Here is a 22,432-nt window from a genome sequence, read left to right on the forward strand (position 1 = left end):
TCCGAACTTTAAATGATGTTCTGCTAGTTTGTCATTAGCTATTAACCATTAAGCATATAATAATTAATGAATATAAAAAATGCCTACAATATCACATAGAGCACAAATATTGCCTCAGTCTCCTATTAGGAAACTCACTCCTTATGCTGAAAAAGCGGCGAAGGAAGGGAAAACAATTTATCACCTCAATATAGGTCAGCCAGATATAAAAACGCCTGCTATAGCTATAGAAGCTGTGAAGGAATTTACGCCTACGGTGCTGGAATACACTAAAAGTGAGGGGATAAACTCATTACGCGAAAAAGTGGTGCAATACTACCAAAAGCACGCTATAAATGTAACGACAGAGGATATTATCATTACTTGTGGAGGCTCGGAAGCACTTACCTATGTAATTGCTACTGTTGCTAATGCTGATGATGAAATTATCATTCCTGAACCTTATTATGCAAACTATATCAGTTTTTCAGAAGCTTTTGATGCGGTATGTGTGCCTATTACCTCTTCTTTTGATGATAATTTTGCCTTGCCACCTATAGAAGAGTTTGAAAAAAAGATAACACCTAAGACCAAAGCTTTTCTGATTTGCAACCCGGGCAATCCTACGGGCTATTTGTATTCTAAAGAAGAAATTTTGCAATTGGCTGCGATAGCTAAAAAGCACGACTTATTTTTAATATTTGATGAGGTATACCGAGAGTTTGTATATGACGGAGCCGAGCACTATTCTATTATGCAAGTGGAAGGGATAGAAGAAAATGCGATAATGATAGATTCGGTATCGAAACGATTTAGTATGTGCGGAGCGCGTATAGGCTGGGTAGTTTCTAAAAATAAGGCAGTAATGAAGTCGCTATTGAAATTTGCACAGGCACGCTTGTCGCCACCTACCTATTCTCAAATAGCAGCAGAACGCGCCTTTGATGTGCCAGAACAATACTTTACAGAAGTGCTTGAAGAATATACGCATAGAAGGAATGTGCTGATAGAAGCCTTGCAAAAAGTAGAGGGGGTGCGAGTATCAAAACCTAAAGGAGCTTTTTATTGTATAGCTGAATTGCCTGTGGAAGATGCCGAAGCTTTTAGTATATGGCTTCTTGATAAATTTTCAGTAGAAAATGAGACTGTAATGCTTGCTCCTGCTGAAGGATTTTATGCTACAAAGGGCTTAGGGCGCAATCAGGTGCGTATAGCTTATGTACTTGAATGTGAGAAGATAGAACGAGCAGTATCTATTTTGGCAGCGGGACTAAAAGCCTATACCATTTTTTCTAAAAATATATAATATTAATAGTTAGTAAGTTATAAATAATATTATAAAAAAAACATAAAAAAGTTTTTCTATTTAAAGAATTATTTGTAATTTTGAAGCGAAAAATAAGAAACTAATAATGTCAGTAAAAAAAATAGCAGTATTAACATCGGGAGGTGATGCTCCGGGAATGAACGCCGCAATACGCGCAGTAGTGCGTACTTGTGCTTATCACGGATTAGAAGTGATGGGTGTATATAGAGGCTATCAAGGGATGATAGAAGGCGACTTTAAAGAAATGAGTGCGCGCAGTGTACGCGATATTATTAATAAAGGCGGCACAATATTGAAGTCTGCACGCTCAAAAGACTTTAGGACTCCTGAGGGGCGTGCGATAGCTTATAAGAACCTTACAGCTGCTGGAGCCGATGCTTTGGTGGTAATAGGTGGAGATGGTTCTTTTACAGGGGCTCTTGCTTTTAACAAGGAGTACAATTTTCCTGTAATAGGAATACCAGGTACTATAGATAATGATATTTATGGTACTGATTATACGTTGGGCTATGATACCGCATTGAACACAGTAATAGATGCAATAGACAAAATTAGAGATACAGCGAGCTCTCATAACCGCTTGTTTTTTATAGAGGTAATGGGGCGTGATGCTGGTCATATAGCTTTGAACTCAGGAATTGGGGCTGGAGCTGAAGAAATTTTGATACCTGAAGAAAATATAGGGTTACCAAAGTTACTTAAATCATTAGAAAAAAGTCGTAACTCAGGAAAAACTTCAAGCTTGGTAGTAGTAGCCGAAGGTGATAATATAGGAAAGAATGTATTTGAGCTAAAAGAATACGTAGAGGAACATCATCCGGATTATGATGTACGCGTATCGGTATTGGGGCATATGCAACGCGGAGGTTCCCCTTCTTGTTTTGACAGAGTACTTGCGAGCCGTATGGGTGTGAAAGCTGTAGAATCGCTTATTGAGGGGAAAACAAATTGTATGGTGGGCATACGCAATACCAAAATGGAGCTTACACCCCTTGAAAAAGCTATCAAAGGTACTTCAAAAATTAATATGGAATTGTTGCGTGTAGCTGAAATTATGGCTACCTAATAAATGAAAAAATGTAAAACAAATAAATAGAAAAAATATGTCAGTAAAAATTGGAATTAATGGATTTGGACGTATTGGACGTCTTGTATTCCGTGCTGCTTATGAAAGAGCCGATGTAGAGATTGTAGGTATTAATGACCTTTTGGATGTAGATTACATCGCTTACTTGTTGAAATATGATTCAGTTCACGGAACTTTCAAAGGAGACGTGAAAGTAGAAAACGGACACTTAGTAGTAGACGGAAAAGTAGTGCGCATTACAGCTGAAAAAGATCCTAATAACCTTAAATGGAAAGAAGTAGGTGCTGATGTAGTGGCTGAATGTACAGGTATTTTCACTACATTGGAAAAAGCACAAGCGCACATTAATGCAGGTGCTAAAAAAGTGGTTATTTCTGCACCATCGGCAGATGCACCTATGTTTGTAATGGGTGTAAACCACAAATCAGTAAAAGCAAGCGATACAATTGTATCTAATGCCTCTTGTACCACCAACTGTTTAGCACCTATTGCTAAAGTGCTAAACGACAACTTCGGTATAGAAGAAGCGCTAATGACTACAGTACACGCTACAACAGCTACACAGCTAACTGTTGATGGTCCTTCTAAAAAGGACTGGAGAGGTGGTCGTTCTGCTCTTTGCAACATTATCCCTTCATCAACAGGGGCTGCAAAAGCTGTTGGGAAAGTAATTCCTGAACTAAACGGTAAACTTACTGGTATGGCATTCCGCGTACCTACAGCAGACGTATCGGTAGTAGATTTAACTTTCCGCACTAAGAAAGCTACTACTCTTGATGAAATTAATGCTGCGATGAAAAAAGCATCGGAAGGTGAATTGAAAGGTATTTTGGGTTATACAGATGAGCTTGTAGTATCACAAGACTTTGTAGGTTGCAAAAACACTTCAATTTTTGATGCAAAAGCAGGTATTGGATTGAGTGCTAACTTCTTCAAAGTTGTGTCGTGGTATGATAACGAGACAGGTTATTCAAACAAATTGGTAGATTTAGCACAACACATCGCTAAATTATAGTTATTAATAAAGGTGGAGCTGCCTAAAATATTAGGTACTCCACCTTTATTACTTATAGGAAAACTTTAAAAACTGAAACGATATGATTTTAATTGTTGATAGTGGTGCTACAAAGGCGGATTGGACAGCCTTAAATAGCAAGGGTGAAAAGGTGTTTTTCACTCAAACATTGGGTTTGAACCCTGAAGTGCTTACTGAAGAAATACTCGTAGAACGTATTACAACCAATTATCAGTTGTATGAAAACCGCAATACGGTATCGGAAATTTACTTTTATGGTGCTGGTTGTGGTACTGAGCGTATTCGTTCTTTCGTAGAACGTAGTTTGGCAGGTATTTTCCGCACGGCAAAAATAGAAGTGAAAGAAGATACTTATGCAGCTGTATTTGCCACTACTAAACCTACAGATAAAGCAATTGTATGTATACTTGGTACAGGAGCTAACTGCTCTTATTGGGATGGTGAGAAACTATATCAAGCGGTAGATTCATTGGGATATATACTAATGGACGAATCAAGCGGAAACTTTTACGGCAAACGTCTTATTATAGATTACTATTTTAAGAAAATGCCGGCTGATTTGGTTCAAAAATTTGAAAACCAATACGAGCTTAACTCTGATGTTATAAAAAATCATCTTTACAAGATGCCCAACCCTAATAGTTATTTGGCTACTTTTGCAAAGTTTGTAGTAGAGAATAAAAATCACGATTATTGCCGCTCGATGGTTAAGAAGGGAATGCAACTATTTGTAGATAATTGGATTTCTCAGTACGAAGCACGTTATGAAGTGCCTATTAATTTTGTAGGAAGTATAGCATTTTTCTTGCAAGATATTTTGGAAGAGGTGTTGGCAGAAAACAACTTGAAATTGGGTAATGTATTGCGTAAGCCTATAGATGGCTTGGTAGCATTCCACGTAAATAAATATTTTTAAGAAGAGATAAAAAAATGAGGGCAATTGAATGTTTGCCCTCATTTTTTAGAATAAACCATATAATAATCCGTCTATTTTGGTAACTATAGACGAGAAATCATCGGGGTTATTAACAAAATCAATGTCATCAACTTCTATGATGAGTAGTTTACCTTTGTTATAATCTTTGATCCACTGTTCGTAGTGTTGGTTTAGGCGGTTGAGGTAATCAATAGAGATAGAGTTTTCATACTCACGTCCTCTTTTTTGAATTTGTTTTACTAAGTTGGGGACGGAGCTTCTCAAATAGATGAGCAAATCGGGGGGACAGACTAAACGTTCCATTAGAGCGAATAGTGATTTGTAATTTTGGAAATCGCGTGTGCTCATTAGTCCCATTTCGTGTAGGTTGGGCGCAAAGATATGGGCATCTTCATATATAGTGCGGTCTTGGATAATATTGTTGCCGCGTTCTCTGAAATCTAATACTTGTCGGAATCTACTATTGAGGAAGTAGATTTGTAGGTTGAAGCTCCATCGTTCCATTTGGTGATAGAAATCATCAAGGTAAGGGTTATCGACAACATCTTCAAAATGGGCGTCCCAATGATAGTGTTTTGCTAATAGTGCAGTGAGGGTAGTTTTGCCTGCACCTATATTTCCTGCTATAGCTATGTGCATTTTAATTGTAGATTTGTTGGGGTAAAGGTAGTTATTATTTTGCACATAGGGGGTATTACGCTAAAATATTTTTGCAGAAAAAAGGTAAATATTTAAAAGTCAGTGGTGTAAAAAGATATTTTTTTGGGGAGTGTTGCTTATATCACCAAAAAATTGTAGTTTTGCACCGCTATACAAATATTTTTAAAGATGAATGAAATAGATTATAAATTTGTACATAATGATTTTAGAATAAATGGTTTTCCTATAGATAGGGAGCGTTTAATCATATTGGCTGTGGCTTATGTAAAAGATGGGCTACCTTATAGGAAAGCTGTGGGTCGTTTTTTACTTGATTGGCTTGACGATAGGGATTATATAGAGGCGACTACTTCGGGCTCTACGGGGGTACCCAAACAGATACATATTAAGAAACAAAATATGGTACATTCGGCTTTGGCAACTGGAGAATATTTGGATTTATCGCCCAAGGATACAGCACTTTTGTGCTTGCCTGCCGATTTTATTGCGGGTAAAATGATGCTCATTAGGGCTATTATTTTGGGATTACATATAGATATTGTTCGTCCGTCATCAATGCCACTATCCCTTACAAGCAAAAATTATGATTTTATGGCAATGATTCCGTTACAGGCTTCAAAATCTCTTGCAGACTTGGGTAGGGTGAAGAAGGTTATCTTGGGCGGGGCATCTATTGATGGTGAATTGGAAGCTAAACTTCAGGGTATTTCGGCTGACATTTACTCTTCATATGGTATGACTGAGACAATTTCGCATATTGCAATGCGCCACGTAAACAATGAAGTAAAGCATCAAGACACCTATAAAGCAATGCCTAATGTGATGTTCAGTAAAGATGATAGGAATTGTTTGGTGATTGAAGCTCCGCTAATTTCTGATCATCCTGTGGTTACGAATGATATAGTAGATCTTATCTCGGCAACTGAATTTAAATGGTTGGGCAGGTATGACAATATCATCAATTCGGGTGGATTTAAGATATTTCCTGAAACGGTGGAGCAAAAAATAAAGAAATATATTGCTACGGATTATTTTATTACCAAAGAACAAGACGATGATTTGGGGCAACGAGCTGTATTGTATGTGCAGGGTGATGAAAAAGATTATCCTACCCTTGCTCACGATATATATATGGACAAAGATATGCTAAAATATGAGGTGCCAAGGCAAATATATTTTGTACCAGAGTTTGTGTATACTGACAATCAGAAAATTAGAAGAGAAGAAACGGTAAAAAAATACCAGAAATAGATGAAGCTAAAGAAATTTATTCCTTATATATTGCCTTATAAAAAAGATATTACGCTTAATATTTTTTTCAATATACTTTATTCACTATTTAGTGCATTATCATTTATAGCACTTGTTCCTATGCTGGATGTGCTTTTTGCGAAAACGCAAGTGGTAAGTGAGAAACCTGTATTTTCAGGTGACTGGTTTAGCTTGGGGAGTTATGCGAAGTCGTATTTGAATTATCAGGTGGAAATGATAGCACGTGGCGATACTTTTTGGGCGTTGGGAATTGTGATTGCTTTGGTAATTTCGCTATTTTTACTAAAAAATATGTTTAGCTACTTGGCGGCATTTTTTAGTACACACTTACGCAATGGTGTATTGCGGGATTTGCGTAATAATTTTTATAATAAGATTGTTAGTCAGCCGATAGCGTTTTACTCGGAACAGCGCAAAGGAGATATTATTTCGCGAATGTCGGGGGATGTAAATGAGGTGCAATACTCATTATTATCGGGATTGGAGACTTTTGTGCGTGAGCCTCTTACTATTGTATTTTCTATATTGGTGATGCTGAGTATTAGTGTGAAGTTGACCCTTTTTACATTTTTATTTATTCCTATTGCTGCTGCGGTGATTTCAAAAATAGGAAAATCGCTTAAGAGGAATTCTATAGCGGTACAGCAGGAACAAGGGAGATTTTTGTCGCTCATAGATGAAACCGTAGGGGGCTTACGTGTGATAAAGGCGTTTAATGCGGAGCCTATATTTAGCAATAAGTTTAGGGAATCTAGTAATACTTTTGCACGATTGAGCAATAAGGTTATGAATAGGCAAAACTTGGGTTCGCCAATGAGTGAATTTTTAGGTATTTTGATGATAGCTATTCTTTTGTGGTTTGGAGGCTCGCTGGTATTGGTAGATAAAACTTTAGAAGGAACGCAATTTATTGCTTTTATGGGTTTAGCTTACAATATTTTAACTCCAGCAAAGGCAATTAGCAAGGCTTCTTATGAGATAAAAAAAGGAAATGCGGCAGCAGAACGTATTTTGGAAATTTTAGAATATGACAATCCTATTAAGGAGGTAGAAAACCCTGTGGTACTTAATGATTTTACTCAGTCTATCACTTTTGACAATATAGGTTTTGGATATACAGAACAAGAGGTGCTCACTGATTTTTCATTAGAAATACCCAAGGGTAAAACAGTGGCTTTGGTGGGACGTTCGGGTAGTGGAAAAAGTACAGTAGCCAATCTTATCACGCGTTTTTACGATGTACAACGCGGTGCTGTAAAGATTGATAACGTAGACATTAGAGATATGGCAACTGCTTCGTTACGAGGGCTCATAGGAGTAGTATCACAAGATGCGATACTTTTTAATGATACTATAAAAAATAACTTGCTGATAGGAAAGCCAGATGCTACAGAGGAGGAACTGATAAGGGCGGCTAAAATAGCGAATGCGTATGAATTTATAGTAGATTTACCGCAAGGTTTTGATACTAACATAGGTGATGCGGGGAGCAAACTGAGTGGAGGACAAAAACAACGCTTGAGTATTGCCAGAGCGGTGTTGAAAAATCCACCGATAATGGTACTTGATGAAGCAACTTCAGCTTTGGATTCGGAAAGTGAACGTTTGGTACAATCGGCGCTTGAAAATATGATGAAAAATAGGACTTCGGTGGTTATAGCGCATAGGCTATCGACTATACAGAATGCCGACCAAATAGTGGTAATGCAAAAGGGAAGAATTATAGAGCAAGGAACGCATAGCGAATTGCTGCAAAAACAAGGAATGTATAGAAAGCTTGTGGAGATGCAGTCGTTTGAGTAAATAGCATTGCTTTTGTGGGTGGAATTGACACGATAAAAAAAATATTGAAAAATATTTGGTAGAAATAAAAAATCTTAGTACTTTTGCCATTATAACTTCCGTTAGGAGGCGATTTGTTGTTTAAAATAATAAAAATATGAAATTTATAGTATCAAGTTCGTACTTACTTAAAAAGTTACAAGTATTTGGTGGTGTTATTAATAACAATAATACAATGCCGATATTGGATAACTTTTTATTTGAGCTTTCAACTAATAAGCTAACTATTTCGGCTTCAGATTTAGAAACTACTGTAAAGGGTACACTGGAGGTGGAGTCGGATTCTGAAGGGAGTATAGCTATTTCGGCAAAAATGCTGATAGATATTCTTAAAACATTTTCAGAACAACCCCTTACTTTTGTAGTGAAAGAAAATAATGTTATAGATATTAGCTCTACAACAGGTAATTACTCTTTGGCATACTTAGATGGTTCTGAATTTCCGCAGCCTGTAGCTTTGCCTGAAGCTAATAAAGTAAGTATGCTGGGCGATGTATTGGCGACAGCTATCCAAAAGACAATTTTTGCGATAGGCAATGATGATTTGCGTCCTACAATGAGTGGGGTATTGTTTCAGTTTACTCCTGAAGGGTTAGTATTTGTAGGTACAGATGCTCATAAATTGGTGAAATATGAACGTTTGGATATAAAGGCAGAGGAGGCTACAGATTTCATTATGCCTAAAAAACCATTGAATATCCTAAAAAGTATTTTATCGGGGAGCGAGACTGAAGTGACGGTAGAGTACAATGAAAGCAATGCTAAGTTTTCATTTGATAATATGGAGTTTATCTGTAGGCTTATAGATGGTAAGTATCCTAACTATGATGCTGTAATTCCTAAAGAAAATCCTAATAAATTGACGCTCAATCGCTCTCAGTTTTATAATTCGGTAAATCGTTTGTCATTGTTTTCAAACAAGACTACACACCAAATACGATTGAAAGTGGCGGGTTCAAGCCTTGTTATTTCGGCAGAAGATGTGGATTACAGCAATAAGGGTGAAGAACGATTGACTTGTAACTATCACGGTGAGGATATGGAGATAGGTTTCAACTCTAAATTCTTGAAAGAGATGATAAACAACCTCGATTCAGATGAAATAATGTTGGAAATGTCTATGCCAAATCGCGCAGGGATATTAACGCCATTAGACGGCTTGGACGAAGGCGAAAAGGTGTTGATGCTTGCGATGCCTATTATGTTGAACAACCAATAATTGAGATATTGGAAAATTGATGATATAAAGAAAAACTTTGTTCGAGGAATGCTTGAGCAAAGTTTTTTTTGTTAAAAAAGATAATATTTTGAGATAAAAATTGTATCTTTGCAGCACAAAAAGAAAAATTGATGAAGGATATTATTCATAGGCTTAAGCCTTTTATTTATATAGGTGGTCTTTACCTTTTTATATCGCTTGTACTGCGTTTGATATTTGTATATCACCCGATTACAACAGCATCATTTTCGTGGCTTGAGGTCGTAAAATTATTAGGTATAGGATTGCTTTCGGATGTGTTGATAGCAGTGCTTATCAATGCTCTATTGATGCTTTATATGCTGCTAATAAGTAATAGCAAGTATAAAAATCCGTATGGATGGTTACTATTGGTGGCTTTTATAGCTTTTTTGGGGTATATTGAGTTTTATCCGAATAATATTTTTAACCAATACGGTGGGGTTATTCCTGAAATAGCATTGGCTTTTTTTGGTTTTAAAACATTTTGCTTTGCGTTGTTGCTTATTTGGAGTAAACAGCGAGTTGTATTGCGCAATATACTATATTTTATCACTTTGGTTATATATGTTTTTGCTATAGTGATGAATGGTGTGAGTGAGTACTTTTTTTGGAATGAATTTGGAATTAGATATAATTTTATAGCTGTTGATTACCTTATTTATACCAATGAGGTGATAGGTAATATAATGGAAAGTTATCCTGTAGTACCACTTTTTTCGGTGGTTGGGGTGGTAGTAATAGTACTTACACTTTTTATTTTTGTAAAAACAAAACCTACCATAAAAGATATACCATCACTTAAACAAAAGGTAGCTTATTTACTGGTTTATAGTGTGATAGCAATTCTGGCTGTAGTAGCTCTTCCTAAGCTAAACAATCTTTCAGCAAGTAATATTTTTGCTAAAGAAATACAATCAAATGGGGTATATAAATTTTATTACGCTTTTACGCATAGTGAATTAGATTACGAACAGTTTTATCCTTCTATTGATGAAAAAGTTGCAGAAGAAACTTTGTTACAATCATTGCAAGCGGGTAGTATTGAGCGGAAAATAGTATCGCAACAGGCAGAAAAGCATTATAATGTGGTACTTATTTCGGTAGAGAGCTTGTCGGCTGAGTACTTAACTATGTATGGTAATGATGATAATCGTACGCCTTTTTTAGATGAGTTGGCAAAGAAAAGTATGTTTTTTACAAACTTATACGCTACAGGTAATCGTACGGTGCGCGGGCTTGAAGCACTTACGCTATGCTTGCCTCCTACGCCAGGGGAGAGTGTAGTGAAACGCAAGGATAATAAGGATAAATTTACTACGGGTAGTGTGTTCAGGAGTAAGGGCTATGATGTGAAGTTTTTGTATGGAGGGGATAGTTACTTTGATAATATGAAAGACTTTTTTGGTGGGAATGGCTATGATATAGTGGATAGGAGTAGTTTTTCTCCTAAAGAGGTTACTTTTGCAAATATATGGGGGGTATGCGATGAGGATATGGCAAATAAGGCTATAGCGGTGATGAATGAGCAATCAAAAACAGGCAAGCCATTTTTTAATCATTGGATGACTGTGAGCAATCACCGTCCGTTTACATATCCTGAAGGGAAAATTGATATACCTCCTACAGAAAAGAGGCGTGCTGGTGGGGTGAAATATACGGATTATGCACTGAAACGTTTTTTTGAGATGGCAGCAAAGCAGAAATGGTATAAAAATACGCTTTTTGTGGTAGTGGCTGACCATTGTGCTTCGAGTGCGGGTAGTACAGAATTACCTTTGGATGGCTATCGTATTCCGTGTTTTATCTATGCTGATTTTATACCTGCACAGAAGATAGATACCCTTGTGTCTCAGATAGATGTGATGCCTACGGTGATGGGATTGTTGAACTTTAGCTACACGTCTAAATTTATAGGGCAGGATGTACTAACGGCTGATTATCAGCCACGAGCTTATATAGCTACTTATCAAGATTTGGGATATTTAACGCCTGAACGGCTTACTGTGATTTCGCCAGTAAAAAAGGTGCGACAGTATGATTTGCGTTTAGAGGCTGAGCAGCCTGCAGGAACGGAATATCCATTATATTACAGCCAAGAGGAGCGGAAGGATTTGGAAGAGCGGGGAGTATTGGAGTGTATAGCGAGGTATCAATCGACTTCTTATTGGCTTAAAAACCAACAATTGAATGCCAGCAAGAAATAAATTAAAAATCATTAATGATCCCATTTATGGGTTTGTGCATATACCGAGTAGCTTGGTATTTGATATTATAGAGCACCCTTATTTTCAACGCCTTAGGCGTATAAACCAAATGGGACTTTCGTTTTTGGTATTTCCAGGTGCTAAACACACGCGTTTTGAACACGTGTTGGGCTGTATGCACTTGATGCAAAAAACGGTTGAGATATTGCGCTTTAAAGGGGTTACAATTACAGAAAAGGAGGCTGAGGCACTGTATATAGCAATTCTTTTGCACGATATAGGACACGGACCTTTTTCGCACGCTATGGAGCATAGTATAGTGGAAAATATATCGCACGAGGATATATCATTACTATTTATGCAACAGCTGAACAAACAATTTAATGGGAAGCTGGAGCTTGCTATTAAGATATTTACGGGAGAGTACCCGCGAAAATTTATGCATCAGCTAATTGCAAGTCAGCTGGATATTGATAGGGCTGATTACCTGAAGCGGGATAGTTTTTACACGGGTGTAGCAGAAGGGAATATCAATTCGGAACGACTGATATCAATGCTTAATGTGCGCAATGATGAATTGGTAGTAGAAGAGAAGGGATTGTACTCTGTAGAGAAATTTTTGATAGCACGGCGATTGATGTATTGGCAGGTATATTTGCATAAAACGAGTGTGGCTGCGGAACTGATGCTCATTAGGTTGCTGACACGGGCGAAAGAACTGGTAGAGCAGGGGGAAGAGCTTAAAATGTCGGGGGTATTGTATTTTTTTGTGAGTCATAAAATATCTAATGAGAATTTTGATATAGAGGTACTTGAGAAGTTTGCTTTATTGGATGATATGGATATTTTTTCGGCAATGAAGGAATGGCAGTTTCATAGAGATTGGGTGCTTTCGCAGTTGAGCCGTATGTTACTCAATAGAGATTTGCTAAAGCTAAAATTGCGAACTACAGAGTTTGAGCCAAGAAAGATAGAACGTTTGCACAAAATAGCATTACTAAAAGGACTAAAGGAGGAATATTTGAAGTACTTTGTTTTTGAAGGACAGATGAGCAATAGGGGTTATAACCCAGATAAGGAAGGAATAAAATTATTGACAAAAAATGGTAGGGTAGTGGATATACGAAAGACAGCAGAAGAGCTAAATTTGGAGGCACTTGCACAGGTAACGACTAAATATTATATTTGTTATCCTAAATAAAAAAGCTAAAAAGTAGTGATATTTGAAATAATTTTTATACTTTTGCTGCCAAATATAGTGTTATAAACGCTACAAACTGTGTTAAAACAATTGTATTGTTTTGATTATAAACTAATTAAATGAAATTTACAGCATTACAAATAGCCAATGTATTGGGGGGGGAAGTGGAAGGCAACCCAGAGACAGAAATATACAAACTTTCTAAGATAGAGGAAGGGGTACAGGGGAGTATTTCGTTTTTAGCAAACCCTAAATACAAACATTTTATATATACAACAGCTGCTTCGGTGGTGATAGTAGGGAAAGACTTTGAACCAGAGGAGGCTTTGACAACTACTTTGGTGAGAGTGGAAGACCCTTATGTTGCTTTTGCGAAATTATTGGAGTTTTACAATGAGATAAAACTGAATAAGCAGGGTATTGAACAGCCATCATTTATAGCTACTTCGGCACAATTGGGTGAGAATGTGTATATAGGAGCATTTGCATATGTGGGTGAGAATGTGCATATAGGTAATAATGTAAAGATATACCCTAATACTTACATAGGTGATAATACAACTATAGGTGATAATACAATGATATTTGCAGGTTGCAGAATATATTCGGAAACTGTGATAGGGAAAAATTGTACTTTGCACAGTGGGGTTGTATTGGGTGCTGATGGTTTTGGTTTTACGCCAAATGATGAGGGTGTATATGGCAAGGTGCCTCAGATAGGTAATGTAGTACTTGAGGACAATGTGGATATAGGGGCTAATAGTACTATAGACCGTGCGACTTTGGGTTCAACGATTATTAGGCAGGGAGTAAAATTGGATAACCAAATACAAATAGCTCATAATGTAGAGATAGGTAAAAATACTGTAATTGCTGCGCAAACAGGGATTGCAGGTTCTACAAAAGTGGGAGAAAGCTGTATGATAGGTGGACAAGTGGGTGTAGTGGGACATTTACAGATAGGCAATAGGGTAAAAATACAAGCGCAAACGGGTGTGGGACGGAATGTGAAAGATGATGAGGTTATACAGGGCTCACCTGCATTGGGGTATGCAGAATATAATAAATCATACGTGATATTCAGGAAATTGCCTGCATTATTAAAACGTATAGAAGAATTAGAAAAAAAATTAAAATAATAAATAGGTTATGATAAAGCAAAACACTTTATCTAAAGAGATTACTTTAGAAGGTATAGGATTGCACACAGGCAAGCAAGTGAAGATGGTGCTAAAACCTGCCGCTATTGATAATGGATTTACTTTTGTACGTACCGATCTAGAGGGGAACCCTGTAGTGGAGGCGGACGCTACTTACGTATCGAGTACAGAGCGTGGTACGGTACTAGAGAAAAAAGGTGTAAGGATACAGACCTGTGAACATATTTTGGCAGCCCTTGTAGGGATGGATTTGGACAACGTAATCATAGAGCTGAACTCATCGGAGCCGCCAATAATGGATGGGTCGTCTAAATATTTTGTAGAAGCTATAGAGGCTTCAGGAATTGTGGAGCAAGATGCACCACGCTATGAATATGTAGTAAAACAGGTTATTACCTATGTAAATGAGGAAACGGGTAGTGAAATAACACTGATACCTGCTGAGGAATATCAGGTTACTACTATGGTGGATTTTGGTACGAAGGTGCTGGGCACACAAAATGCTTACTTGAATAAGTTGTCGGACTTTAAGAAGGAGATAGCTGGTGCTCGTACGTTTAGTTTCTTACACGAATTGGAGACTCTTTTAGATCACGGACTTATAAAAGGGGGTGATTTGAATAATGCTATAGTGTATGTAGATAAGGAGATTTCGGAAAGCACAATGGAGAAACTGAAAAAGATTTTTAACAAGGATAAGATTTCAGTAAAACCTAATGGAGTGCTTGATAACCTTACCTTACATTATCCTAATGAGGCTGCTCGCCATAAGCTTTTGGATGTAATTGGGGATCTTGCATTGGTGGGTGCTCGTATAAAAGGGAAGGTGATTGCTACAAAACCAGGGCACTTTACTAATACCCAGTTTGCTAAAAAATTATCTAAGATTATAAAGAATGAACGCCGCAATAACGTTCCGCTAATAGATATAAACCAGCCTCCGTTACTAAATGCAACGGATATTATGAAACTTCTGCCTCACCGTTCACCATTTTTGTTGGTAGACAAAATATTTGAGCTATCGGACAAGCACGTGGTAGGGCTAAAAAATGTAACGATGGATGAGCCTTTTTTTGTAGGGCATTTTCCTGGAGCACCTGTAATGCCAGGTGTATTGCAGATAGAGGCGATGGCACAAACGGGTGGGGTTTTAATACTAAGCACGGTACCAGACCCAGAGAACTACCTTACTTACTTTATGAAGATAGATAATGTAAAATTTAAAGTGCAAGTGGTACCAGGGGATACACTTATATTTAAGTTGGATTTGCTATCTCCTATTAGGCGAGGTATTTGCCATATGCAGGCTTATGCTTATGTGAATGGTAAGCTGGCTACAGAAGCGGAGCTTATGGCTCAAATTGTTAAAGTAAAATAAAAGATTGTATGATTCAACCATTGGCTTATGTGCACCCTGATGCTAAAATAGCGAAGAATGTAGTGATAGAGCCTTTTACTACTATTAGTAAGAATGTAGAAATAGGTGAGGGTACTTGGATAGGACCTAACGTAACCATTATGGAGGGGGCACGTATAGGGAAAAATTGTCGTATATTTCCTGGTGCTGTAATTTCGGCTATTCCGCAGGATCTTAAATATAAAGGTGAGGAAACTACAACACATATAGGTGATAACACTACCATACGAGAATGTGTTACTATAAATAAGGGTACTGTAGATAGAATGAAGACCGTAGTGGGTGATAATTGCTTGATAATGGCATATTCGCACATTGCTCACGATTGTGTAGTGGGGAATGGTTGTATATTCTCTAATGGGACTACTCTTGCAGGGCACGTAACGATAGGTGATTTTGTGGTAATGGCAGGTATGACGGCTGTTTATCAGTTTAGTATGGTAGGCAGTTATGCTTTTGTAACGGGGGGTACGATGGTATCAAAAGATGTGCCGCCTTATGTGAAAGCTGCTCGTGATCCTATTTCATATGTAGGGGTAAACTCGATAGGGTTGCATAGGCGAGGTTTTACTGCGGAAAAGATACGTGAGATTCAGGATATTTACCGTATTATTTTTCAGAAAAAACTCTCGACTACACACGCTTTGGAATATATAGAAGCGGAGATGGAGGCAACGCTGGAACGCGATGAGATACTACAGTTTATAAGACGTTCGCAACACGGGATAATGAAAGGATATAATAGTAGTAATGATTAAGATACTACAGGAAATTTGGAAATAAAAATTAAAAAATAAATAAAAAGGAATAGATAAATGGCAACAACTGCAGACATTAAGAAAGGATTGTGTATCCGTTTTAACCACGATATTTATAAGATAATTGAGTTTTTGCACGTAAAGCCAGGTAAGGGACCTGCTTTTGTACGTACAAAACTTAAAAGTGTTACTACGGGTAAAATATTGGACAATACGTTTTCGGCAGGACACAAAATTGAGGATGTGCGTGTAGAAACTCGTTCATTTCAGTATCTTTATGCTGAAGGGGATCAGTTTGTATTTATGAACAATGAGGATTATAACCAAGTGCATATTCGCAAGGATATGCTTGACTATCCTGACCTTTTGAAAGAAGGCGAGACGGTAATGGTTATCTTTAATGCTGAAGATGAGACTCCTCTTTCGGTAGAGATGCCTGCTAACGTAATACTTACAGTTACTCACGTGGAACCTGGAGTGAAAGGTAATACTGCTACTAACGCTACTAAACCTGCAACAGTAGAAACAGGTGCGGTAGTGAATGTGCCTCTTTTTATCAATGAAGGTGACCGCATCAAAGTAGAAACTGAGAAAGGTACTTATGTTGAAAGAATGAAAGACTAAATTGATAAAACATTAAATAAAAAAGAGAGGCTACCTGAAAATAATGATTTTAGGGTAGCCTCTTATTATCTTATAATTACTTATTATGCGATTTTCACAGCCTTATACACTTAAACAAATTGCGACTATCATCGGTGCTAAATACGTGGGTGATGAAAACTTTCCTGTATTTGGAATGAATGAAATACACGTGGTGCAGATGGGCGACATAGTATTTGTAGATCATCCTAAGTACTATGACAAGGCATTAGAATCAAGAGCTACAGTGATACTTATCAACAAGGAAGTGGAGTGCCCTAAAGGTAAAGCTCTTTTGATTTCGGATGATCCTTTTAGGGATTTTAATAAGCTGACTCAATATTTCAAACCTTTTGAAAGAGCCACTGCTACTATAGCACCTACGGCAACAATAGGTGAACATACAATAATACAACCAGGTGTTTTTATAGGTAATCACGTAACTATAGGCAAACATTGTGTGATACACCCGAATGTGAGTATATATGACCATTGCGAGATAGGTGATTTTGTTACGATACACGCGGGTACAGTGCTAGGTGCTGATGCTTTTTATTACAAAAAACGTGCTAATGGCTATGATAAACTGAAATCGGGGGGAAGAGTGGTTATAGAAGATAATGTAGATTTGGGGGCACTTTGCACGATTGATAGGGGTGTTACTGCTGATACTACTATCAAAAAAGGAACGAAAATTGATAATCACGTGCATATAGGGCACGATACTGTAGTGGGAGAGCGTTGCCTGATAGCTTCGCAAACGGGTATTGCAGGTTGTGTGGTGATAGAAGATGATGTTACTATCTGGGGACAAGTGGGAATGACAAGTGGTATTACTATTGGTAAAAAAGCTGTTATTTTGGCACAAAGTGGAGTATCGAAGTCGTTGGAAGGTGGGCATACATACTTTGGTTATCCTGCAGGTGAGGCACGTGAGAAATACAAAGAGATGACAGCTCTAAAGCAGTTGATTTCAGCAGAAAAGAAAAGTGATTAATCGGTATTATTAACTATAAAATATTAAAAATCATTGGATTCACCTATATTACAACTTAAAGATGTATCGGTTTTTCAGAAAAATAACTTGATACTCTCTGACGTAAATCTTACTATTGGGCGGGGGGAATTGGTTTATTTGATAGGGAAGACTGGTTCAGGCAAGAGTAGCCTTATCAAACTCCTTTATGGTGATTTGCCACTGCTACAAGGGCAGGGTAAGGTAGTAGGTTTCAACTTAAAAAAACTGAATGAGAACAAAATACCGCTATTAAGGCGCAGGTTGGGGGTTGTATTTCAGGATTTTAAGTTGCTTACAGACCGTAATGTGTATGATAATCTTGCATTTGTACTAAAGGCTACAGGCTGGAAAGACAAAGTGGAAATAAAGAAACGTATACAAGAAGTGTTGGCTAAAGTGAAGATGGATACTAAGGATTATAAGTTTCCTCACGAGCTATCGGGGGGGGAGCAACAGCGGGTGGCTATAGCACGTGCGTTACTCAATGACCCAGAGCTTATACTTGCTGATGAACCTACAGGAAATTTAGACCCAGAAACGAGTGTGGAGGTGATGCAAGTGCTTAAGGAAATAAATGCTGCGGGGCGCACGATATTAATGGCTACTCACGACTATGCACTGATTTTGAAGTTTCCTTCTAAAACTTTGAAGTGTGATGGAGAACACATATTTGAAGTGGTACAACGTCGTATATAAAAAACATAAAAGAACATAATTTTATAAATTACAATAATAATGAAAATAAAAATACTCGCTAATGATGGTATTTCGCCTTTAGGCAAAGATATGCTGGAAAAAAAAGGTTTTGAGGTAATTACTACTAAGGTAGCTCAAAACCAGTTGGTAGAATACATCAATAAACACGAAATTAGTGGCTTATTAGTACGTTCAGCTACACAGGTGCGTAAGGATATTATAGATGGCTGCCCTACTTTGAAACTTATTGGTAGAGGTGGAGTGGGGATGGATAATATAGATGTGGCGTATGCACAAAGTAAAAATATAGAGGTGATTAATACGCCTAATGCTTCGACTAATTCGGTAGCTGAGCTTGTTTTTGCCCATCTTTTTACGGGGGTACGTTATTTGCACGATGCTAATAGAATGATGCCTTTGGAAGGAGAGAGTCAGTTTAATGAACTGAAAAAAGGTTATGCCAATGGGGCGGAATTACGCGGTAAAACGTTGGGTATTATTGGTTTTGGCAGGATAGGGCAGGCAGTAGCAAAGATAGCAATAGGCTTGGGAATGAAAGTTTTGCCTCACGATCCTTACGTGAAAGAGGCTGTTATAAACCTTTCATTTTTTGACGGACAGGAACTTAACTTCAATGTTAAAACAGTTAGTAAAGATGAATTGCTTTCGCAAGCTGACTTTATAACTCTAAATAACAGTGCACAAAAAGGGTATGTAATAGATGTAGCAGAGTTTGAGAAAATGAAAGATGGGGTAGGGATAATAAACCTTGCTCGTGGAGGAGCTCTTTCGGAACAAGCTTTGTTAGAAGCCTTAGAAAGTGGTAAGGTAGCTTTTGCAGGATTGGATGTATTTGAAAATGAGCCTACACCTTCACTACATATATTGATGCACCCACAGATATCACTTACACCACACATAGGTGCGAGCACTACTGAGGCGCAAGACCGTATTGCTACAGAATTAGCTGAACAAATAGTAACTTTATTAAAATAATTATATACAATGGCAGAAATTTTAGATATTTTTGGAGGAGAAAACCTTCAGAAAATTGTTAATGGACTTAGTGAGAAGACTGGTATATCAACAGATAAAGTGAATACTGTGTTGGATTCGCTAAAACAAATGTTAGGAAAAGAAGGGAATGCTGCTGAGCTACTAAGCAAACTAAAGGGGGGTGAACAATCTACCCTACAAGCTATCAGTGAAAAAACAGGTATTTCTCTTGACAATGTGAGCCAAATATTCCAACACTTGCCTTCTATGTTTTCTAATTTCTTTGGGGGCAAAGACGGAGGAAGTATAGGAGATAAGCTCACCTCGTTGCTTGATAAAAACAAGGATGGAAATGTAATGGACGATATAGTGAGTGGTATAGGTAACCTTTTTAAAGGAAAATAATTACATTTTTTATACGATTGACTTTACTTTGGTAGAGTTTTTGTACCTACCAAAGTAATTTTTTGTTGCTTACGATGACAGAAAATGATGAATACTTTATGGACATAGCCCTAAATGAGGCACTTACAGCTTTTGATGAAGGAGAAGTGCCTGTGGGAGCTGTGGTAGTAGCCGATGGTAGAATTATAGCGAGGGCTCATAATCTTACAGAACGACTAAACGATGTAACGGCTCACGCTGAGATGCAAGCTATTACGATGGCTGCAAGCTATTTAGGGGGCAAGTATCTGAAAGGTTGTACTATGTATATCACTTTGGAGCCTTGTGCAATGTGTGCTGGGGCATTGTATTGGAGCCAGTTGTCACGACTGGTGTACGGGGCAGCTGATTTGCATAGAGGATATACTGTTATGGGAGGGCTACTGCACCCTAAAACTGAAATTACAACGGGGATAAAGGCTAATGAATGTACTGAACTTATAAAACAATTTTTTATGAAGAAACGATGATGAAAGAACTTGCTCTTATACTATTTTTTTGTTTGGGGATACACTTAGTTTTTCCTCAAACAGAAGATACATTAAGAACGAGTGATACGATTCAGCGGGTATTAGACAGGGAAGTAAAAAATAGAATTTTTTACAAACGGCTTAGAGATTATTTGCAACAGCATAAGGTAACTGAAAGGCTGAAAGATTTTATTGTAGTAAAGGAACAGCATTCTTTGGCTGAGGTTTCTTCTACTGAGAAAGACACAATAAAAACTGTTGAAGAAGCTGTTTGTGATACGTTGTCTTATCAGGGGAAAATTATTAGGAATATACTGATTACGACTTTAGACCCTTTTGGGTTTGATGAACGCGATGCTAACAAAAAAGCTATCAGCAAGTTTGAACGTTATGGAAATGCGCTACATATAAAAACACGTGAGAGCACAATAAGACATTTGCTTCTTTTTAAAAAGAATCAAGCTTTGGATACGTTGCTCATCAGTGAGACAGAGCGACTGCTTAGAAATCAACGTTATGTGCGGCGGGTGTATATAGAGCCTATGCCTGTGGGGCGGTTTAAAGACTCGGTAGATGTGCATATAAGAGTGCTTGATAGTTGGACAATGTATGTGGACGGAGACCTCACGGGAAGCAGAGGCTGGACACGCTTATCTGAACGCAATCTTTTTGGGTTAGGACACGAGGCTTCATTCACCTATCAGCAGTTTTTTACGGGTATAGCTGATAGTGGTAAGGGAATGAGTTATACACTGCGGAACATCAGAAATACATATGTGAATGTGAGAGGCTCATACTATTCGGATTATGAGGGGTATTTTACGCGTTATATTTATGTGGATAGGCAGCTTTATTCGCCATTGGCACGATGGTCAGGGAGTGTGTCGTACTATGAAAATAGAGATGCGTATGTAGATACAATACCCAATTATAAGCCTGTGTTGTATTACAAAAGTTTTAATACTTTTGGTAGCTGGGTAAAGCCGCTTGGGGTTTCTAAAGATAAGAGTATCAATAATTTTATTATTGGCGCCACTTATCGCAATACAAGTTTTTACAGGAATAGTTTTTTATATCCGAAGGAAGATGTATATCATTCTAATGAAAATATTTTTCTTACGCAACTGAGCTTGAATAGGAGTAAATTTGTGAAAGATCGCTATATTTTCAGGAATGGTGATACAGAAGATGTGGGTACGGGACATACTCTTTATTTAACATCGGGGGCTATATGGAAAAACCATAGAATGTTACCTTATATTTCCTTAGGATTTTCAAAAGCTTATTATGAGCGAAAGGGATATTATGCAGCAGATTTTGAGGTGGGGAGTTTTGTTCCGAAAGGAAAAATAAAAGAACTGGTGTTTCGTGCTGAAGGAACACATTTTACGAGATTGCTCAGTATAGGAGACTGGCACTTTAGGGAGTTTTTGAAGGCTTCGTTTGTTATGGGGGTTAAAGATTTTGTATATCAAGGTAGTAGGCTGAGTATTAACGAGCATTATGGAATTCTTGGGTTTAATAGCAGTGAGGTGTATGGAAACAGAAAGTTGATACTAAGTTCGCAAACACAGCTTTATAGTCCATTTCAGTTTATAGGCTTTCGGGTAAGTCCATTTCTATCGGTAGATACTGCTTTTATAGGGCGTAAAGAATCACCATTTTTTAATGTAGATTTGTATTCTCGGTTTTCATTAGGATTTTATATTACTAATGATTATTTGCCTTTTGGGGCAATTCAGTTTTCACTGGCTTATTTTCCTATCATACCGGGTAATGGGAAACATATTTTTAAAATCACAGGAGATACGAACGATGATTTTAGGTTGCATAGCTTCAGCCAGCGTGTACCATCGGTGGTTTCGTTTAAATAAAAATACCTGACAACTTGTCCTGACAAAAAGCTATGGCAATATTTTTGCTTTTTAAATTCAAATGATTATCTTTGCACGTTTTTTTAGAAGAATGGGAACTATTAACATTTTAGCTTCTGTTTAAAAGTGAAGGATAAGTGTTTACCCTAATAGTATTTGATAAAACAAATAG

The 22,432-nt window shown here is 37.5% G+C and carries 20 protein-coding genes; 19 read left to right on the forward strand and 1 reads right to left on the reverse strand.

Going from position 1 to position 22,432, the window contains the following annotated elements; all coding sequences use genetic code 11:
- Positions 1-79: 79 nt before the first annotated feature.
- The 4 genes from HMPREF9075_RS06530 (at position 80) to HMPREF9075_RS06545 (ending at position 4,345) form a co-directional block, all read left to right on the forward strand.
- Positions 80-1,285, forward strand: a complete 1,206-nt coding sequence (locus HMPREF9075_RS06530) for a pyridoxal phosphate-dependent aminotransferase (RefSeq protein ID WP_009415712.1) — start codon at positions 80-82, stop codon at positions 1,283-1,285.
- A 106-nt stretch (positions 1,286-1,391) separates the two neighbouring features.
- A complete protein-coding gene (gene pfkA, locus HMPREF9075_RS06535; protein WP_009415713.1) occupies positions 1,392-2,372 on the forward strand; it encodes a 6-phosphofructokinase in 981 nt (326 codons plus the stop codon).
- Between the two features lie 37 nt (positions 2,373-2,409).
- The gene (gene gap, locus HMPREF9075_RS06540; RefSeq protein ID WP_009415714.1) at positions 2,410-3,408 is read left to right on the forward strand and encodes a type I glyceraldehyde-3-phosphate dehydrogenase; all 999 of its coding nucleotides are present in this window, start codon (positions 2,410-2,412) and stop codon (positions 3,406-3,408) included.
- 82 nt (positions 3,409-3,490) lie between these two features.
- Positions 3,491-4,345, forward strand: coding sequence for a hypothetical protein (locus tag HMPREF9075_RS06545; protein ID WP_009415715.1), 855 nt, complete (start codon positions 3,491-3,493; stop codon positions 4,343-4,345).
- A 45-nt stretch (positions 4,346-4,390) separates the two neighbouring features.
- On the opposite strand, the gene HMPREF9075_RS06550 is transcribed toward HMPREF9075_RS06545, so the two are convergent.
- Positions 4,391-5,005, reverse strand: a complete 615-nt coding sequence (locus HMPREF9075_RS06550) for a deoxynucleoside kinase (RefSeq protein ID WP_009415716.1) — start codon at positions 5,003-5,005, stop codon at positions 4,391-4,393.
- A 189-nt stretch (positions 5,006-5,194) separates the two neighbouring features.
- On the opposite strand from HMPREF9075_RS06550, the gene HMPREF9075_RS06555 reads away from it, so the two are divergent.
- The 15 genes from HMPREF9075_RS06555 (at position 5,195) to HMPREF9075_RS06625 (ending at position 22,260) form a co-directional block, all read left to right on the forward strand.
- The gene (locus HMPREF9075_RS06555) at positions 5,195-6,277 is read left to right on the forward strand and encodes an AMP-binding protein (protein WP_009415718.1); all 1,083 of its coding nucleotides are present in this window, start codon (positions 5,195-5,197) and stop codon (positions 6,275-6,277) included.
- Positions 6,278-8,101, forward strand: coding sequence for an ABC transporter ATP-binding protein (locus HMPREF9075_RS06560; protein ID WP_009415719.1), 1,824 nt, complete (start codon positions 6,278-6,280; stop codon positions 8,099-8,101). It abuts the gene before it with no gap.
- 136 nt (positions 8,102-8,237) lie between these two features.
- Positions 8,238-9,359 carry a DNA polymerase III subunit beta gene (dnaN, locus tag HMPREF9075_RS06565; protein ID WP_009415720.1) on the forward strand — a complete coding sequence of 374 codons (1,122 nt, stop codon included), beginning with the start codon at positions 8,238-8,240 and terminating at the stop codon, positions 9,357-9,359.
- A 131-nt stretch (positions 9,360-9,490) separates the two neighbouring features.
- Positions 9,491-11,584, forward strand: a complete 2,094-nt coding sequence (locus HMPREF9075_RS06570; RefSeq protein WP_009415721.1) for an LTA synthase family protein — start codon at positions 9,491-9,493, stop codon at positions 11,582-11,584.
- Positions 11,568-12,785 carry an HD domain-containing protein gene (locus tag HMPREF9075_RS06575; protein ID WP_009415722.1) on the forward strand — a complete coding sequence of 406 codons (1,218 nt, stop codon included), beginning with the start codon at positions 11,568-11,570 and terminating at the stop codon, positions 12,783-12,785. Before HMPREF9075_RS06570 ends, HMPREF9075_RS06575 begins: the two co-directional genes overlap by 17 nt.
- Positions 12,786-12,904: 119 nt before the next feature.
- Positions 12,905-13,924, forward strand: a complete 1,020-nt coding sequence (gene lpxD / locus HMPREF9075_RS06580) for a UDP-3-O-(3-hydroxymyristoyl)glucosamine N-acyltransferase (protein WP_009415723.1) — start codon at positions 12,905-12,907, stop codon at positions 13,922-13,924.
- 10 nt (positions 13,925-13,934) lie between these two features.
- On the forward strand, positions 13,935-15,323 hold the full coding sequence (locus tag HMPREF9075_RS06585) for a bifunctional UDP-3-O-[3-hydroxymyristoyl] N-acetylglucosamine deacetylase/3-hydroxyacyl-ACP dehydratase (RefSeq protein ID WP_009415724.1): 1,389 nt from the start codon (positions 13,935-13,937) through the stop codon (positions 15,321-15,323).
- Positions 15,324-15,331: 8 nt separating this feature from the next.
- A complete protein-coding gene (gene lpxA / locus HMPREF9075_RS06590; protein ID WP_009415725.1) occupies positions 15,332-16,120 on the forward strand; it encodes an acyl-ACP--UDP-N-acetylglucosamine O-acyltransferase in 789 nt (262 codons plus the stop codon).
- A 57-nt stretch (positions 16,121-16,177) separates the two neighbouring features.
- Positions 16,178-16,744 carry an elongation factor P gene (gene efp, locus HMPREF9075_RS06595; RefSeq protein WP_009415726.1) on the forward strand — a complete coding sequence of 189 codons (567 nt, stop codon included), beginning with the start codon at positions 16,178-16,180 and terminating at the stop codon, positions 16,742-16,744.
- 85 nt (positions 16,745-16,829) lie between these two features.
- Complete coding sequence (locus HMPREF9075_RS06600) at positions 16,830-17,759, forward strand: UDP-3-O-(3-hydroxymyristoyl)glucosamine N-acyltransferase (RefSeq protein ID WP_009415727.1); 930 nt, start codon at positions 16,830-16,832, stop codon at positions 17,757-17,759.
- A 33-nt stretch (positions 17,760-17,792) separates the two neighbouring features.
- Positions 17,793-18,476: a cell division ATP-binding protein FtsE gene (locus HMPREF9075_RS06605; protein WP_009415728.1), complete on the forward strand. Its 684-nt coding sequence runs from the start codon at positions 17,793-17,795 to the stop codon at positions 18,474-18,476.
- A gap of 39 nt (positions 18,477-18,515) precedes the next feature.
- Positions 18,516-19,472 carry a D-2-hydroxyacid dehydrogenase gene (locus HMPREF9075_RS06610; protein WP_009415729.1) on the forward strand — a complete coding sequence of 319 codons (957 nt, stop codon included), beginning with the start codon at positions 18,516-18,518 and terminating at the stop codon, positions 19,470-19,472.
- A gap of 9 nt (positions 19,473-19,481) precedes the next feature.
- Positions 19,482-19,877 carry a hypothetical protein gene (locus HMPREF9075_RS06615; RefSeq protein ID WP_009415730.1) on the forward strand — a complete coding sequence of 132 codons (396 nt, stop codon included), beginning with the start codon at positions 19,482-19,484 and terminating at the stop codon, positions 19,875-19,877.
- 74 nt (positions 19,878-19,951) lie between these two features.
- The gene (locus HMPREF9075_RS06620) at positions 19,952-20,386 is read left to right on the forward strand and encodes a nucleoside deaminase (protein ID WP_009415731.1); all 435 of its coding nucleotides are present in this window, start codon (positions 19,952-19,954) and stop codon (positions 20,384-20,386) included.
- Positions 20,383-22,260 (forward strand): hypothetical protein, encoded by a 1,878-nt coding sequence (locus HMPREF9075_RS06625; RefSeq protein ID WP_009415732.1) that lies wholly within the window; start codon positions 20,383-20,385, stop codon positions 22,258-22,260. The genes HMPREF9075_RS06620 and HMPREF9075_RS06625 overlap by 4 nt, the downstream gene beginning before the upstream one ends.
- Positions 22,261-22,432 lie beyond the last annotated feature (172 nt).

Origin of the sequence: Capnocytophaga sp. oral taxon 332 str. F0381 (genome assembly GCF_000318275.2) — a bacterium.
GTDB classification, from domain to species: Bacteria; Bacteroidota; Bacteroidia; order Flavobacteriales; family Flavobacteriaceae; genus Capnocytophaga; species Capnocytophaga bilenii.